The following is a 15,418-nucleotide window of genomic DNA, read 5'->3' on the forward strand; positions in this document are numbered from 1 at the left end:
CTGTCCTTAATTTTCAAGGAGACTCCATGAACTTCGAAGTCCTTGGTCCTTTTTTCATAAAGACACCAAATATGATCACTATTGATCAAATCAAAGAGTTGAAAAAATCGATCAAAGAAGATGCGGATCTCGCGGGGCTGTTAAGTGGTCCAGGTTGCTATGTATTTGGGGTCAAATCATCCCGATCCAAGCGGGTCATGCCTTGGTACGTTGGCAAGGCCGAAAAACAATCTGTTTTAAAAGAGGCAACCAATGCGGCCCATCTGCAGATGTACAACGAAGTGTTAAACATTTATGTACGAGGCCGTCCAGCGTTGATTTTTCTGCCTCAAGTCACGCCCACTGGTAGGCCGGCTGCCTTGGCTAAAGGTAGTGGAAAGAAGCCATCTGTTGAGTTTATGGAGGACTGGTTGATCGCCGCGGCGTTGAAGTCCAATCCCCGCTTGATCAACATCAAAAAGACCAAGATGCTCAATAAGTTGTGGGTGCGCGGACTTTTCAATGCGCGACCCGGCGACAGTAATTCAGATTCCAAAGCACTAAAGGCATCTTTGTCTTTGTGACCGGTTATTGAGATTTCCTTACTCCCTTTGCATCTTCGCTGCCGACAGTGATCCCGATGGTCCGCTGCGCGGTAACGATGTGTTTACGGTGTGATGCGGGTGCAGGTGAGTTAGCCCCCTGAATCACAGTCCCGTCGGTATTCCTTAAACTAAGAAACAGGAATACGACCATGGATATGACTATGTCTTCAGCAACGCCCACCCGGGTTGAAGTGGTGACCAGCGTTCAGCGCCGCAGGCGCTGGACCCCCGAGCAAAAGCTTGAAATCGTCAAACAGACCAACGAGCCTGGCAACTCCGTCTCGACGGTTGCCCGGCAATTCGGCATCACAGCAGCGCAACTCTTTCAATGGCGAAAGGCCTACCTGCAAGGCTCACTGATGGCGGTGGGTGCCAACGAAACCGTGGTGCCAGCGTCAGAGCTTCAAGAGGCCATGCGCCGCATCAAACAACTCGAAGGCGCACTGGGCCGCAAGACTTTGGAGAACGAGATTCTCAAGGAGGCTGTGGACTTCGCCAAAGCAAAAAAGTGGATTGCGCGCTCGCCAGTATTGCCCGGGGGCGAGCAGTGAGGGCCGTCTGCCATGCCCTTAGCGTGTCGCGCAGCCATGTGTTGGCCAGACGAGATCGCCCGTGCGAATGGGCAGACTTGAGAAAGTCACCCCCACGCAACGATGACGCTGCCGTCAAACAAGCCATTGCCAACGTGGTCAAGGACCGCGCCACTTACGGCTACCGCCGTGTCTGGGCAAGGTTGCGATTGGAGGGATACGACCGTGTCAACCACAAGCGGGTTTACCGGGTGATGCGTGATGAAGGTTGGCTGCTGTACCGGCATGGAGAAAAGCCCGTCGACACCAGAAAGCACGAAGGCAAGGTGGCAGTCAAGGACAGTGACGTGCGATGGTGTTCAGATGGCTTGGAGCTGTCATGCGACAACGGCGAGAAAGTGCGGGTGGCGTTTGCGCTGGACTGCTGCGACAGGGAAGTCATGAGTCGCCCCTGCAAAACCCCTGCAACCCGCATGAATGCTTGTGATCTGGGGTGAATCCGGATGGTCAGAACTCTCAAATAGTTATTCAATGGAGGCTGTTTTCTGGGAGTTTTTGAAAGCAGCGCCATGACCGATGACTTTTTCCGCAACCGCCTGGACCAGATGATCGATTTGCGTCACCCGCTTGCGGTACTGGCCAACCGCATGCCTTGGCAAGAAATCGAAGCTTCCCTCGCCCATCGTTGGGCACGCCAGGTCAAGGCGGGCAAGAAGATCGAAGATTTGGATTTGTTTGGCCCGGTCTCGGCCGTTGCCGGTGGCGGCGTCTCCAATGCTGGCCGTCCTCGTTTGCCCACCCGTCTGATGGTGGCGCTGCTGTACCTCAAGCATGCGTTCAACGAGAGCGATGAAGACGTGATTCAGCGTTGGGGCGAGACCCCCACTTGGCAATACTTTTCTGGCAATGAGTATTTCGAGCACCAATGGCCGTGCGACCCGACACAACTGGGGCGCTTCCGTAAAGCCCTTGGCGAAGAAGGTGTGGAAGAGCTGCTGGCCCGCACCATGGAGGTGGCCGTCACGCTCAAGCTGATCGCCAAGAAAGAGTTGACGCGCGTGATCGTGGACTCCACGGTGCAAGAGAAAGCCGTGGCGCACCCCACCGACAGCAAGCTGCTGGAGACGGCCCGGTCCAAGGTGGTCGAGGTGGCCAAAGCCAATGGCATCGAGCTCAAGCAAACCTACGCCAAAGAAGGGCAACTGCTGGGCTACAAGGCTGGGCGCTATGCCCATGCCCGTCAGTTCAAACGCATGCGCAAAATGATCAAACGCCAGCGCACCATCGTTGGACGGCTGCAGCGCGAGGTGGCTCGCAAGATGACCACGCTCAGCCAAGCCATACAAGACACCTTGGGCCAGACCTTGGGCAAGGCCAAACGCTTGGTCACGCAGACCGGCAGCCGCAAGGCAGTGGACAACCGCGCCAAGCTCTACAGCTGGCATGCACCCGAGGTGGAGTGCATCTCTAAAGGTAAAAGCCGCAACCCCTACGAGTTTGGTGTGAAGGTGGGTCTGGCCATGACGCTCAAGGGCAATCTGATCGTGGGCGCCAGGAGCTTTCCCGGTAACCCGTATGACGGACACACCATGCACGAGCAGATCGAGCAAAGCGCCATCCTGATGCAAGGCTTGGGGGTCAAGCCCGAGGTGGTGTACGCCGACCTGGGCTACCGGGGTGTGGACAAGGACAACCCGCACATCGAGATCAAACACCGTGGCAAGGACAAGCGGCTCACAGATGAAGAGCGCAGGCTGCTCAAACGCCGCCAAGCCATCGAGCCGATCATCGGGCACCTCAAAGCGGATCACCGCATGGATCGCTGCCACCTCAAGGGCTCAGAGGGTGATGCGCTGCACGCGGTGCTGTGCGCGGCGGGCTACAACATCCGCTGGCTGCTGCGGATGATCGCCAAGAAAGGCCTGGGCCTTTTGTTGTGCCTGTTGCAGGTGAGTGGTTTAGCGGGTTTGTTTGAGAAATTGGCAGAAATCTTCGGCCTCAAACGACTGCAAAACTCAGATCAACGCTGGGCGCTGGCTTGAAATGAATTTTGCAGGGGCGACTCATGAGCTGGGTGGCTACCACCAAAGGCATCGATGCGGCCTTGGTGGGCGATTTGATGATGCAGGCGGTGGAAAATAGATTTGGTGCAGATGGCAAGCCGCCCAAGCCCATTGAATGGCTCACGGACAACGGCAGCTGCTACACGGCGGCCGAGACCAGGAGCTTTGCCAAGCAATTGGGGCTCAAGCCGGTGACCACACCTGTGACCAGCCCACAAAGCAACGGCATGGCCGAGAGTTTTGTGAAAACATTGAAGCGAGACTACGCGAAATTGGCCGAGAGGCCGGACTCGCAAACGGTGATGGCGCTATTGCCCAAATGGTTCGATGACTACAATTCTTACCATCCGCACAGCGCACTGGGATATCTGCCCGCCAAGCTGTTCAGGGCAAAACGAGCGGTAAATTAAACATACCGGCGGTACTGGGTTATGGGGTCAAGACCAGCAGGCAAGTTGTCATGTTGAACGTGCCGCGTTCCAAGCGGCTGCGGCGCCCGGTGTTTGTGGGCACGAATCGGCGTGATCGTTTGATGCAATCACTGGATTTGCGTTAAAGTAATGATTCCTTACTTTTGGATGAAAGCATGCTTGCCAAAATCACCGCCAAAAACCAGCTCACTCTGCCCAAGAGCTTGACGCAGGCTGTGGGCGCGACCGAATACTTTGATGTTGAGGCCCGTGACGGGCAGCTCATCTTGACGCCAGTGCGCATTCAACGGGGCGATGCGGTGCGCGCCAAATTGGCCGAGCTGAACCTGACTGACGATGACATCGCCGATGCGGTGGCGTGGGCCAGAACGCCTGCGCTTGCCCCCGCCATGGTCAACGAGCCTGCTGCGGTTTATGACGTGACGCCCGCCAAGCCCAAGAAGTCGGCTGCCAAAAAGGCCAAGCCCACAGCATGAGCGACGCTGTTCGCGTGGTGCTGGACACCAATGTGGTCTTGTCTGCGCTGGTGTTTCGTGGCGGCGCAGCCGGGCTGGTGCGCCAGGCCTGGCAGCGCGGGCGGGTGTTGCCACTGGCCAGCACAGCTACGGTGCAAGAGCTGGTGCGTGTGTTGGCTTATCCCAAGTTTCGTTTGTCGCAAGCTGAACAAGACGAGTTGCTGGCCGACTACCTGCCGTATGCCGAAACCGTGCGCATCCCACAGCCGCCACCCACGGTGCCCGATTGCCGCGATGTGCTGGATTTGCCTTTCATGCACTTGGCGGTAGCTGGCAAAGCGCAAGTGCTGGTTTCTGGCGACCGCGATCTGCTGGCCATTGCGCCCGAGTTTGAGCGTGCCAGTTCGTGCCCGATCATGGCCTTGGATGTTTTTTGCCAAACCTACTGTGCTCAGGGGGAATCGCAGCCATGAGTCGGCTATACCAGCGTCTCTGGACCGGCTATTGCGTGAGGGGTAACTCCCCCCAATTGGCTGAGGACTCCCATCATTTGCGGGGTAACTCCCCCCAATGCTCCCCCCAATTGCTGTCTGACTCCCGTCATTTGGTCTGGGACTCCCGTCATTTGACGGGGGACTCCCCTCATTAGAGCCTCGAACTCCTGTCATTGGCAGAGTCAGCACCTGGCAAAGCCAAGAATTTGAATAAATTAGATTACCCATGAACACCACCACCCACACCCTCGTCCAGAAGCTCTGGAACTATTGCAGCGTGCTGCGCGACGATGGCATGAGCTATGGCGACTATGTGGAGCAGCTGACGTATTTGCTGTTCCTCAAGATGGCCGACGAGCGCAGCCAGCCGCCTTACAACCAGACCAGCATCGTGCCCGCTGCCTACGCCTGGCCCACGCTGTTGGGGCGCGATGGCGACGATTTGTTTGACCACTACCGCCACGCCCTTGAAAAGCTGGGGCAAGAAAAGGGCACGCTGGGCCTGATCTTTGCCAAGGCGCAAAACAAGTTTCAAGACCCGGCCAAGCTGCGCCGCGTGATTGTGGACCTGATCGACGCCGAGACCTGGACGGTGCTGGGTGCCGACGTGAAGGGCGATGCCTATGAAGGCCTGCTGGAAAAGAACGCGCAAGACACCAAGAGCGGGGCGGGGCAATACTTCACGCCCCGTGCGCTGATCGCGGCCATGGTGGAGTGCATCGACCCCAAGCCCGCTGAGCGCGTGTGCGACCCGGCCTGCGGCACGGGCGGCTTTTTGTTCAGCGCGCACCAGCACATGGTCGAGCGCAACCCCAACCTGACCAAGGACGAGAAAAAGCACCTGAAAGAAAGTGCCTTTGTGGGCTTTGAGCTGGTGCAGGCCACGGCCCGTGTGTGCGCCATGAACCTGCTGCTGCACGGCATTGGCTCTGAGAAGTCGGTGCCGGTGCGCGTGGGCGATGCGCTGGGCGCTGACCCCGGTGACCGCTTTGAGGTGGTGTTGGCCAACCCGCCATTTGGCAAGAAGAGCAGCACCGTGATCGTGGGCGAGGATGGCCGCGTGTCGAGCGAGAAAGACACCATCGAGCGCGACGACTTTTGGGCCACCACCAGCAACAAGCAGCTGAACTTTGTGCAGCACATCAAAACCCTGTTGGCTATTCATGGTCGCGCAGCTGTGGTGTTGCCCGACAACGTGCTGTTTGAAGGTGGTGCAGGCGAGACCATCCGCAAAAAGCTGCTGCACGAGTGTGACTTGCACACGCTGCTGCGTCTGCCAACGGGCCTGTTTTATGCACAGGGCGTGAAGGCGAACGTGCTGTTCTTTGACAAAAAGCCAGCATCCGAGAAGCCCTGGACGCAAAAGCTCTGGATTTACGACCTGCGCACCAACAAGCATTTCACACTCAAGACCAACCCGCTGCGTCGGGCCGACTTGGACGAGTTTGTGCAGCTCTACAAAGTGGGCAAGCGCCACGAACGGGCCGAGACTTGGAGTGCCGAGAACCCCGATGGCCGCTGGCGCGCCTACAGCTACGACGAGCTGATCGCCCGCGACAAGACCAGCCTGGACATTTTCTGGCTCAAGGACGAGAGCCTGGCCGACAGTGACAACCTGCCCGCCCCGGCGGTGATCGCGCAGGAAATTGTGGAAGACCTGCAAGCCGCGCTGGAGCAGTTCAAGTTGATTGCAGGCGATTTGGGTGCCGATGTGCCCGAAGAGGCGGTTTAATCGTGGCCATGAACAAAACCGATCAACTGAGTTTTTTCGGCTTTGAAGCCGGGGGCTCAGACAAGCCCGCCAAACCGGCCAAGCCTGCCAAAGTGCCTGCGCCAGCCGTTGCTGGCACACCCACCGCAGCCGCCGCGCCTGAGCCCGTTGTTGCTCCTGCACCCGCTGCGCCTGAAGCCTTGAGCGCTCCAGTCCCCCCTGCCGCCCCTGCTTCCGAACACGAAGCCATGGCCCAAACCCTGGCGCAGCACCCGGATTTTCGTGTGCTGCGCCGTTTGCAGCCTGTTGCAGACTATGGTGGCCTGCATGGGCAGCCCACACAGCGCGTGATCGTGCTTGACACCGAAACCACCGGGCTGGACAGCAAAACCGAAAGCATCATCGAGCTGGCCATGTTGTCGGTGCTGGTCGATGCGGCCACGGGTTTGCCCGTGGGACCGGTCAGCATTTACGAGTCGTTTGAAGACCCGGGCAAGCCGATTCCGCCGCAAATCACCGAGATCACGGGCATTGACGACAGCATGGTGCAGGGCCAACGCATCGACGACGCGGCCGTTCATGACTTGGTGGCGCAGGCGGATTTGGTCGTGGCGCACAACGCCGGGTTTGACCGCCCGTTCGTGGAGGCGCGTTTTCCGGTGTTTGCCAGCAAGGCCTGGGGCTGTTCTTTTCAAGGCATCGATTGGAAGAAAGAGGGCAGCGGTTCGGCCAAGTTGGAGTTTTTGGCGTCCGAGCGTGGCTGGTTTTACGACGCGCACCGGGCGCAGGTCGATTGCCATGCCTTGCTGCAGGTGCTGGCCTCGCCCTTGGCCGATGGTCAGACCGGTTTGTCGCGCCTCTTGGCCGGGGCCGGGCAGACCCGCTACAAACTGCGGGCCACGGGCGCGCCCTTTGAAGCCAAGGACAAACTCAAGGCCCGGGGTTACCGCTGGGACGGCGAAGGCCGGGTCTGGTGGTGCAGTTTGGCTTCCGACGCGCTGCTGGACGCCGAATGTGCCTGGTTGCGGGCCGAGGTGTATGGCGCGCGCAGCGCCCGGGTCCAGATCGAAGCGCTGGACAGCCGGGTGCAGTATTCCAGCCGTCCGGGTTTGCAGTCAGAGCGGCAGCTTTAAACAGCTCGACTCGGCGTCGGTCACTGGCGCTCATCGAAGGCCCCTTCGCGACGAGGGCGTCGCTCCCACAGGGGCAGTCTCTGAAGGGGACCGATTTCACAAACAGGGACAGCCTGCCACAGGGATAGCGCCTTTGTTGGATGCCGCGTCACGGCAAGCTGGGATAATGCGCGGTTATTGGTATTTTTTCAGGCGGGTATAAATGGCTCAATACGTATTTTCGATGAACCGGGTTGGCAAGATCGTGCCGCCCAAACGTCACATTCTCAAAGACATTTCTTTGTCTTTCTTCCCTGGCGCCAAGATCGGCGTGCTGGGCACCAACGGCTCGGGCAAGTCCACTTTGCTCAAGATCATGGCCGGTATCGACAAGGAAATCGAAGGCGAAGCCATTCCGATGGCGGGCCTGAAAATCGGTTATCTGCCGCAAGAACCCGTGATGGACCCTGAGCAAACCGTGCGCGAGGCCGTGGAAAGCGGCATGGGCGAAGTCAAGGCCGCGCAGGCCCGCCTGGAAGAGGTGTACGCCGCCTACGCCGAAGAAGATGCCGACTTTGACGCCTTGGCCGCCGAGCAGGCCAAACTCGAAGCCATCATCGCCACAGCAGGCGATGCGTCCGACCACCAACTCGAAATCGCGGCCGACGCGCTGCGCCTGCCCCCATGGGACGCCGTGATCGGCAAGCTGTCGGGCGGTGAAAAGCGCCGTGTGGCTTTGTGCCGCTTGCTGCTGTCGCGCCCCGACATGCTGCTGCTCGACGAACCCACCAACCACCTGGACGCCGAATCGGTGGACTGGCTCGAGCAGTTCCTGCAGCGTTTCTCGGGCACCGTGGTGGCCATCACCCACGACCGTTACTTCCTGGACAACGCCGCCGAGTGGATTCTGGAACTCGACCGGGGCTCTGGCATCCCTTACAAAGGCAACTACTCCAGCTGGCTGGAGCAAAAAGAAGCCCGTCTGGAGCAGGAGCAGCGCACCGAAGACGCCCGCACCAAGGCCATGAAGAAAGAGCTGGAGTGGGCACGCGCCAACCCCAAAGGCCGTCAGGCCAAGAGCAAGGCCCGTCTGGCCCGCTTTGAAGAGCTGTCGGACTTCGAATACCAAAAGCGCAACGAGACGCAGGAAATTTTCATTCCTGTGGCCGAGCGCTTGGGCAATGAAGTGTTCGAGTTCAAGAACGTCAGCAAGTCCTTTGGCGACCGCGTGCTGATCGACAACCTGAGCTTCAAGGTGCCTGCGGGCGCCATCGTCGGCATCATCGGCCCCAACGGTGCCGGTAAGTCGACCTTGTTCAAACTGATCGCGGGCAAAGAGCAGCCTGACAGCGGCGAGGTCAAGATCGGCCAGACCGTGCGCATGGCCTTTGTGGACCAAAACCGTGACGACCTGAACAACGACAAGACCGTCTGGGAAGACGTCTCGGGCGGTCTGGACATCCTGAACGTGGGCAAGTTCCAGATGGCCAGCCGTGCGTATTGCGGCCGCTTCAACTTCAACGGTGGCGACCAGCAAAAGAAGGTGGGCATGTTGTCGGGCGGTGAGCGCGGTCGTTTGCACCTGGCCAAAACCCTTATCGCGGGCGGCAACGTCTTGCTGCTGGACGAGCCCTCGAACGACCTGGACGTGGAAACCCTGCGTGCCCTGGAAGATGCGTTGCTGGAGTTTGCGGGCTCGGTCATGGTCATCAGCCACGACCGCTGGTTCCTGGACCGCATCGCCACCCACATCCTGGCCGCCGAAGGCGACAGCCAGTGGGTGTTCTTTGACGGCAACTACCAGGAATACGAAGCCGACAAGAAACGCCGCCTGGGCGAAGAAGGCGCCAAGCCCAAGCGCGTGCGCTTCAAGGCTTTGAAGTAATCTGCTGCTTTGCACAAGACAACGGGCCCTTCGGGGCCCGTTGTCGTTGGTGTCGCTGAAGAGTTGGTGTTTTGTGGGAGGCCGCCCCTGCGGCCGAATGCGTGCTGTGGCCACGCAAATATTCGCGAGCAGGGGCTCGCTCCCACAAAAAATTCAGCCAGTGCCTTTTTCCCAGTGGGAGACTGCCCCTGCAGCCGAATGTTTGCTTGTCAACCTACAGCGCGGTCAGCCTGGCCCGCGCCTTGTCGGCCCACAGTTGCAGACTGGCCATCAGGTCTTTTTGGCTGAACGAGCAGCTTTCTTCGCTGAACAGGGCGCTGGCTTCGATGCGGTCGAGCAGGTTGCCCAGCACTTCGCCAAATGGGTCGGGCAAGGGCAGACTGGCCGCACCGCTGCGCCATTGGCGGATCATGTCGCTTTGGGCCAATTGGCCTTGGCCGCAGGCCGTCAGCGCCTGGGTCATGCGGTCGAGGGTGTCAAGGGCGGTGCTCATCCATGTGTCTCCTGCCGGGTCCATTCCCCATAGGGTGGGGGCTTTTCGAGGTGACAATCATGCCCCATGAAAGCCAAACCTCTCAAACCCATGCGCCTGGAAGATATTCTGTTTTGCCAGGGCTTTGGCACCCGCCGCGTGTGTGCGGGCCTGGTCCAGCAGGGCCATGTGCAAGTCCATGGCCAAACCGTCACCGATGCGGGCGAATTTTTTGATTTGGAGGGGCTGCATTTCACGGTGCAAGGCACAGACTGGCCGTTCAAGGACAAAGCCTATGTGCTGCTGAACAAGCCGACCGGCACCGAGTGCTCGCAAAAGCCCTCCACCTGGCCCAGCATCTACACCCTGCTGCCCGCGCCTTTGCGCCAACGCCCGCAAAAAGCAGCGGTGCAGGGCGTGCAGGCGGTGGGTCGGCTGGACCAGGACACCACGGGCTTGCTGCTGCTCACCGACGACGGGCAGTTCATCCACAAGATGAGCTCACCCAAGCACCATGTGCCCAAGGTGTACGAGGTGACGACCAAGCACCCGATCACCCCCGAGATGGTGGACAAATTGCTCAGCGGCGTGGTGCTGGACGACGACCCCAAGCCGGTCAAGGCGGCCGCCTGCGAGGCCGTGAGCGAGCTGCACCTGAAGCTGACCCTCACAGAGGGCAAATACCACCAGGTCAAGCGCATGCTGGCGGCGGTGGGCAACCGGGTCGAGGGCCTGCACCGCTCGCAAATTGGCGGTTTGGTTTTGGGGGACTTGGCACCCGGTCAGTGGCGTTGGTTGACTGACGAAGATCTGGCTCTGCTCAAGCCTTGAGCTGCTGCGTGCAGGGTGTCAGGCCACCACCATTTGGTCGCAGGGGCGGCCTCCCACGGGCACGGGGCTTGGTGCTTTTTGTGGGAGCGAGCCCCTGCTCGCGAATGCTTGTAGGCCTCAAGCTTGTTCAGAGAGCGCAGGCCCATCCGCATTCGGCCGCAGGGGCGGCCTCCTACAAGGACTGTTGCATGAAGGCCTGAATCGCCTGCATCACGGCTTCTGCTTGGTCGCGTTGGGGTGAGTGACCGCAATCGGGCAGCTTGAGCAGTTGCGCCTGCGGCACGGCGCGGGCAATTTCGTCGATCTGGGCCATGGTGCCGTAGGGATCGTTTTCGCCCTGGATGGCCAGCAAGGGCGCGCGGATGCTGCCCAGTTCGGAGCGGATATCGAAACCGCGAAAGGCCTTGCTCAGCCAGACATCGTTCCACTGCCAAAACGCGCAGTCCACATCGGCATGGTAAGGGGCTAGACGCTGGCGCAGGGGGCCGTGTTCGTAGGCTTGCCGAGCGGCCAGGATGGCCTGAATCGAGATGTCTTCGACCATCACATGCGGCGCCATGACCACACAAGCGGCCACCTCAAAACGGCTGGCGTGGATCAGGGCGATGGTGCCGCCGTCCGAATGGCCCACCAACACAGGCCGCTGGATGTTCAGTACCTCCAGCAAGGCGGGCAAAATTTCCAGGGCTTCGCGGTGCATGTAGTCGGGCAGCAGGCGGCCGTGGCGCAAGCCCGCCGTTTCGCCCGAAGGGCCGCGCACATTGGCCACCGGATCGGATTGGCCATAGCCCTGGCGCGAGTAAACCAGGCCCGCGCAACCCAGGCGTTGGCACAGGCGTGCGGGCCAGTCGCGCCACATGGCGACGCTGCCCAGCCCTTCGTGCAGAAAAACCAGGGTGTGGGCGGGGCGGATGGTCTGGTCGGGCTGCCAGTGGACCACCTCCAAAGTGAGGTTTTTCAGTGAGAGCTTCGTGGGGGTGAGCGAGGGCGTTGCTGTGGGCATCCGGGGTCCTGAATCGGCGTTTACACTTGGATGTGATTTTGAAAGCGTTTTGTGATTGATTTGCGTTGGGTGTCTCGTTTTTTTGTGGGTGCGGCTTGGGTGCTTTTGCTTTGCGGCAAGACGGTTCAGGCGCAGCCCCCGGTTTTTGTTCTCAATTCCCTGGATGGCAATGTCAGTGTGATCGATCCGGTCAGCTGGAAAGAGACCCAGCGCATTCCCACGGGCAAGGAACCCCACCACCTGTACCTCACGCCCGATGAAAAGTCGGTCATTGTGGCCAACGCCATGAGCGACTCGCTGACCTTCATCGACCCGCGCACCGCCCAGGTCCAGCGCACCGTGACCGGGATTCTGGACCCCTACCACCTGCGGTTTTCGCCCGACATGAAATGGCTGGTGATCGCCGCCAACCGCCTTGACCATGTGGACATCTACCGCTGGGACGGGCAAAACGCCACCTTGGCCAAGCGCATCTCGACCGGCAAAACCCCCAGCCACCTGTGGATTGACAGCCAAAGCAAGACCGCCTGGGTCTCGATGCAGGACAGCGACGAGATCGTGGCGATTGACCTGGGAAAGCAAACCCTCAAATCACGCACTGCGGTCGGCCCCATGCCCGCCGACGTGTTCGGCACGCCGGACGACAAATTTTTGCTGGTCGGCCTGACCGGGGGGGATGGTGTTGAGGTGTACGACATCGGCAGCGGCCAACCCAAACTGGTCAAGAAAATCCCCACGGGCAAGGGCGCGCACGCGTTCCGGGCACTGGGCGACAAACGCCATGTGATGGTCAGCAACCGCGTGACCAACACCATCAGCCAGATCGACTACACCCAGATGGCCGTGGTCGCGGATTTTCCCGGCCCCTCCGGCCCGGACTGCATGGACATCACGGCCGATGGCAAATACATCCTGGTCGCTTCGCGCTGGGCCAGAAAACTGTCGGTGATCGACATCGCCACGCGCAAAGTGGTGCGGCAGGTTCGGGTCGGCAAATCGCCCCACGGGGTGTGGACACTGGACCATGCGCCACGCTATTGAGTGGTGTCGTGGGCTGCTCGTCGGCGCCTTCTGGGCGGGCAGCTTGTCCGCTCTCGCGGTCACATGCGAGAAGCCGGTTTATTTGACCTTCGACACAGGCCACATGGGCGTGGCCCCTTTGATCGCCGAAGTGTTGCAGCGCCAGCAGGTGCCCGTCACTTTTTTTGCGGCGCATGAAAAAACCCGCGAGGGCGATGGCACCTTGGGCCAGCATTGGGCCCCTTGGTGGCAGGCGCGTGCCGCAGAAGGTCACGCCTTTGCCTCGCACACCTGGGACCACGCTTACTGGCGGGCCGACCTGCAAGAGGGCGAGGTTTTGAAGTTCCGCATCCGCCCCAGCGCGGGCGACCAAGCCGGTCAGACCCTCAGCTGGACGGCTGCGCAGTATTGCGACAACTTGCGCCAGGCGGCGCAGCGTTTGCAGGCCTTGACCGGCCAAGCGCCACTGCCCTTGTTCAGGGCGCCGGGCGGCAAAACCTCGCCCCGCTTGATCGAAGCGGCGCGGCAATGCGGCTTTGCCCATGTGGGCTGGTCCGATGCCGGCTTTTTGGGCGACGAGCTGTCCAGTGCCACCCACCCCAACGCCCAGTTGCTGCAAAAAGCGCTGAAAAACATTCGCGCTGGCGACATCCTGATGGCGCATTTGGGCATCTGGTCGCGGCAAGATCCGTGGGCCCCGGCCGTGCTGGAGCCGCTGATTGTGGGCCTGAAGGCCCGAGGGCTGTGTTTCGCCACTTTGCGCGAGCACCCGGCTTACCGGGACTGGGTGCGGCAGCGGCCCTTGGCGCTGCCGGTTTTGCCCGATTCGCGACAATGAGGCCATGGACTTTTTGATCGACCTGTTTGACCGCGGTCAGCAGATGCTTTTCGAGGCCGTCGTGCAACCCCTTGCCTTTGCGGCGGGCCAGGGCCAGCTGCTGGAAAAAGCCTACGAAGGCACGGGCTGGGTGGTGGTTGGCCTGTTGCAGCTGCTGGTGATGTGCGGGGTGATCGGCCCCATGCAACGGCGCTGGCCTGCCGAGCCGCTGCGCGACCGACAAGCGGTGCGGGTCGACGTGATCTACACCCTGATCCACCGCCTGGGGCTGTTCAAGCTGGGCATGTTTTTCACCCTCGACTACGCCTTCGAGCAAGGCCTGGGCGTGTTGCGGGCCTGGGGCATGCCCACGCTGCACCTGGATGGCCTGTGGCCCGGGGTGACCGATCTGGCCCTGGTCAGTTTCGTGCTGTACCTGGTGGTCTTTGATTTTGTCCATTACTGGATCCACCGTGCGCAGCACCAGTCCAACGCCTGGTGGGCCTTGCATGCCTTGCACCATTCGCAGCGGCAGATGACCATGTGGAGCGACAACCGCAACCACTTGCTCGACGACATGCTCACCAGCCTGATTTTGTCGGCCGTGGCGGTCTTGATCGGCGTGGGGCCGGGGCAGTTTGTGGCGCTGGTGGCCATCAGCCAGCTGAGCGAAAACTTCCAGCACGCCAATGTGCGCCTCTGGTTTGGCCGCGTGGGCGAACGCCTGTGGGTTAGTCCGCGCTTTCACCGCAGGCACCACAGCGTGGGCATCGGGCATGAATTTGACGTTCAAGGCCGCAAAGTCCTGGGCGGCTGCAACTTCGGGGTGCTGCTGCCTTGGTGGGACATGCTGTTTGGCACGGCCGATTTTCAGCTGCGCTATGACCCCACTGGCGTGCGCGACCAGGTGGAGCAGGGCCGCGATTATGGCCGAGGCTTCTGGGCCCAGCAACGACTGGGCCTGCTCAGGCTGTTGGGCCGCGCCTGAGGCGGCGTCTCTGGCCGCACCACGGGCGGCAGTTTGGCACGCCAGCCCCGCTCAACTGTTAAGCTTTCGCCCATGAAACTCCTGATCGATTCCTTTTGGCGCGCGGCGATGTATTGCCTCTACCCCCGGGTGATCGGCTTGTCGTTTTTGCCGCTGGTGCTGATCGTGGCTTTGTCCTGGTTGCTCGGCTACCTGTACTGGGACATCGCCGTCACCGGGGTGCGCGGCTGGCTGGATGCGTCCAGCTGGCTGGCGGTGGTCTGGCGCTGGCTCGAAGGCATTGGTTTGCCCGACCTCAAGACGGTGGTGGCCCCTTTGCTCGTGATTTTTTCGGTCACCCCTTTGGTGGTGGTGGCGTCTTTGCTGGCGGTCTCGTTCCTGATGACGCCTGCACTGACCCGCCTGGTGGCCGACCGGCGCTTTGCGGCCCTGCAGCGCAAGCACGGCGGCAGCCTGGCGCTGAGCCTGTGGTGGACATTTTTGTCCTTGCTGCTGGCGCTGGGCGCTTTGTTGCTGACTTTGCCGATGTGGCTGGTGCCGCCCTTGGCCATGGTGCTGCCTGCGCTCATTTGGGGTTGGCTCACCTACCGCGTCATGGCTTTTGATGTGCTGGCCGAATTCGCCAGCGCCGACGAGCGCCACGCCCTGATGGCGCGCCACCGCATGAGCTTTCTGGGCATGGGCGTGGTCACCGGGCTCATGGGCGCTGCGCCCAGCTTGGTGTGGGCTTCGGGGGCTTTGTTTGCCGCAGCCTTTGTGATCCTGGTGCCTGTGGCCATCTGGATCTACACCTTGGTGTTTGCGTTTTCTTCGCTGTGGTTTGCCCACTTTGCGCTGGCGGCCTTGCAGGCGCTGCGCAACGAACCGCGCAATGAACCCCATCGCGCGGCTGTCGATGACGTTTTACCCGCCGTGCCGGCTTCGCCCCATGCCGCTGCCCGGCTCGGCCCGGGCCCGGAAGACAAGGCCGACAGCGTCACCGATGTCGAACCCCGCCCCAGCCTTTGAACCGACTGCTTTTT

General features: G+C 60.7%; 17 protein-coding genes. 15 read left to right on the forward strand and 2 right to left on the reverse strand.

Annotation, left to right across the window (positions count from 1 at the left end; genetic code table 11):
- Window positions 1-26: 26 nt before the first annotated feature.
- From ACZ5RT_RS07725 to ettA, 10 genes are all read left to right on the forward strand, one after another.
- Entirely contained in the window at window positions 27-563 is a 537-nt protein-coding gene (locus ACZ5RT_RS07725; protein ID WP_464454095.1) for a hypothetical protein, read from the forward strand.
- Between the two features lie 170 nt (window positions 564-733).
- A complete protein-coding gene (locus ACZ5RT_RS07730; RefSeq protein WP_464454096.1) occupies window positions 734-1,135 on the forward strand; it encodes a transposase in 402 nt (133 codons plus the stop codon).
- Window positions 1,136-1,212: 77 nt separating this feature from the next.
- Window positions 1,213-1,611, forward strand: a complete 399-nt coding sequence (locus tag ACZ5RT_RS07735; protein ID WP_464454097.1) for an IS3 family transposase — start codon at window positions 1,213-1,215, stop codon at window positions 1,609-1,611.
- Between the two features lie 72 nt (window positions 1,612-1,683).
- Window positions 1,684-3,156, forward strand: a complete 1,473-nt coding sequence (locus tag ACZ5RT_RS07740) for an IS5 family transposase (RefSeq protein ID WP_464452555.1) — start codon at window positions 1,684-1,686, stop codon at window positions 3,154-3,156.
- A 23-nt stretch (window positions 3,157-3,179) separates the two neighbouring features.
- Window positions 3,180-3,587, forward strand: a complete 408-nt coding sequence (locus tag ACZ5RT_RS07745) for an integrase core domain-containing protein (RefSeq protein ID WP_464454098.1) — start codon at window positions 3,180-3,182, stop codon at window positions 3,585-3,587.
- 176 nt (window positions 3,588-3,763) lie between these two features.
- Window positions 3,764-4,084, forward strand: a complete 321-nt coding sequence (locus tag ACZ5RT_RS07750) for an AbrB/MazE/SpoVT family DNA-binding domain-containing protein (protein WP_464454099.1) — start codon at window positions 3,764-3,766, stop codon at window positions 4,082-4,084.
- Complete coding sequence (locus tag ACZ5RT_RS07755) at window positions 4,081-4,536, forward strand: putative toxin-antitoxin system toxin component, PIN family (RefSeq protein WP_464454100.1); 456 nt, start codon at window positions 4,081-4,083, stop codon at window positions 4,534-4,536. The genes ACZ5RT_RS07750 and ACZ5RT_RS07755 overlap by 4 nt, the downstream gene beginning before the upstream one ends.
- Before the next feature lie 247 nt (window positions 4,537-4,783).
- Window positions 4,784-6,289 (forward strand): class I SAM-dependent DNA methyltransferase, encoded by a 1,506-nt coding sequence (locus ACZ5RT_RS07760; protein WP_464454101.1) that lies wholly within the window; start codon window positions 4,784-4,786, stop codon window positions 6,287-6,289.
- A gap of 8 nt (window positions 6,290-6,297) precedes the next feature.
- On the forward strand, window positions 6,298-7,401 hold the full coding sequence (locus tag ACZ5RT_RS07765; RefSeq protein WP_464454102.1) for a 3'-5' exonuclease: 1,104 nt from the start codon (window positions 6,298-6,300) through the stop codon (window positions 7,399-7,401).
- 202 nt (window positions 7,402-7,603) lie between these two features.
- On the forward strand, window positions 7,604-9,265 hold the full coding sequence (ettA, locus tag ACZ5RT_RS07770; RefSeq protein WP_108427758.1) for an energy-dependent translational throttle protein EttA: 1,662 nt from the start codon (window positions 7,604-7,606) through the stop codon (window positions 9,263-9,265).
- Window positions 9,266-9,479: 214 nt separating this feature from the next.
- Here the strand turns inward: ettA and ACZ5RT_RS07775 are convergent, their stop codons facing one another.
- On the reverse strand, window positions 9,480-9,758 hold the full coding sequence (locus ACZ5RT_RS07775) for a hypothetical protein (protein WP_422170619.1): 279 nt from the start codon (window positions 9,756-9,758) through the stop codon (window positions 9,480-9,482).
- A 90-nt stretch (window positions 9,759-9,848) separates the two neighbouring features.
- On the opposite strand from ACZ5RT_RS07775, the gene ACZ5RT_RS07780 reads away from it, so the two are divergent.
- Window positions 9,849-10,568: a pseudouridine synthase gene (locus tag ACZ5RT_RS07780; protein WP_291940601.1), complete on the forward strand. Its 720-nt coding sequence runs from the start codon at window positions 9,849-9,851 to the stop codon at window positions 10,566-10,568.
- Between the two features lie 172 nt (window positions 10,569-10,740).
- Here ACZ5RT_RS07780 and ACZ5RT_RS07785 read toward each other — a convergent pair whose 3' ends face one another.
- Window positions 10,741-11,571: an alpha/beta fold hydrolase gene (locus ACZ5RT_RS07785; RefSeq protein ID WP_464454103.1), complete on the reverse strand. Its 831-nt coding sequence runs from the start codon at window positions 11,569-11,571 to the stop codon at window positions 10,741-10,743.
- Window positions 11,572-11,655: 84 nt separating this feature from the next.
- Between ACZ5RT_RS07785 and ACZ5RT_RS07790 the strand changes: the two genes are divergently transcribed.
- From ACZ5RT_RS07790 to ACZ5RT_RS07805, 4 genes are all read left to right on the forward strand, one after another.
- The gene (locus ACZ5RT_RS07790; protein WP_422170660.1) at window positions 11,656-12,612 is read left to right on the forward strand and encodes a YVTN family beta-propeller repeat protein; all 957 of its coding nucleotides are present in this window, start codon (window positions 11,656-11,658) and stop codon (window positions 12,610-12,612) included.
- Complete coding sequence (locus ACZ5RT_RS07795; protein ID WP_291923964.1) at window positions 12,596-13,429, forward strand: polysaccharide deacetylase family protein; 834 nt, start codon at window positions 12,596-12,598, stop codon at window positions 13,427-13,429. Before ACZ5RT_RS07790 ends, ACZ5RT_RS07795 begins: the two co-directional genes overlap by 17 nt.
- A 4-nt stretch (window positions 13,430-13,433) precedes the next feature.
- A complete protein-coding gene (locus ACZ5RT_RS07800) occupies window positions 13,434-14,396 on the forward strand; it encodes a sterol desaturase family protein (RefSeq protein WP_464454104.1) in 963 nt (320 codons plus the stop codon).
- A gap of 72 nt (window positions 14,397-14,468) precedes the next feature.
- Complete coding sequence (locus ACZ5RT_RS07805) at window positions 14,469-15,404, forward strand: EI24 domain-containing protein (RefSeq protein WP_464454105.1); 936 nt, start codon at window positions 14,469-14,471, stop codon at window positions 15,402-15,404.
- Window positions 15,405-15,418: the final 14 nt, after the last annotated feature.

The sequence above is a fragment of the Limnohabitans sp. TEGF003 genome (assembly GCF_055395455.1).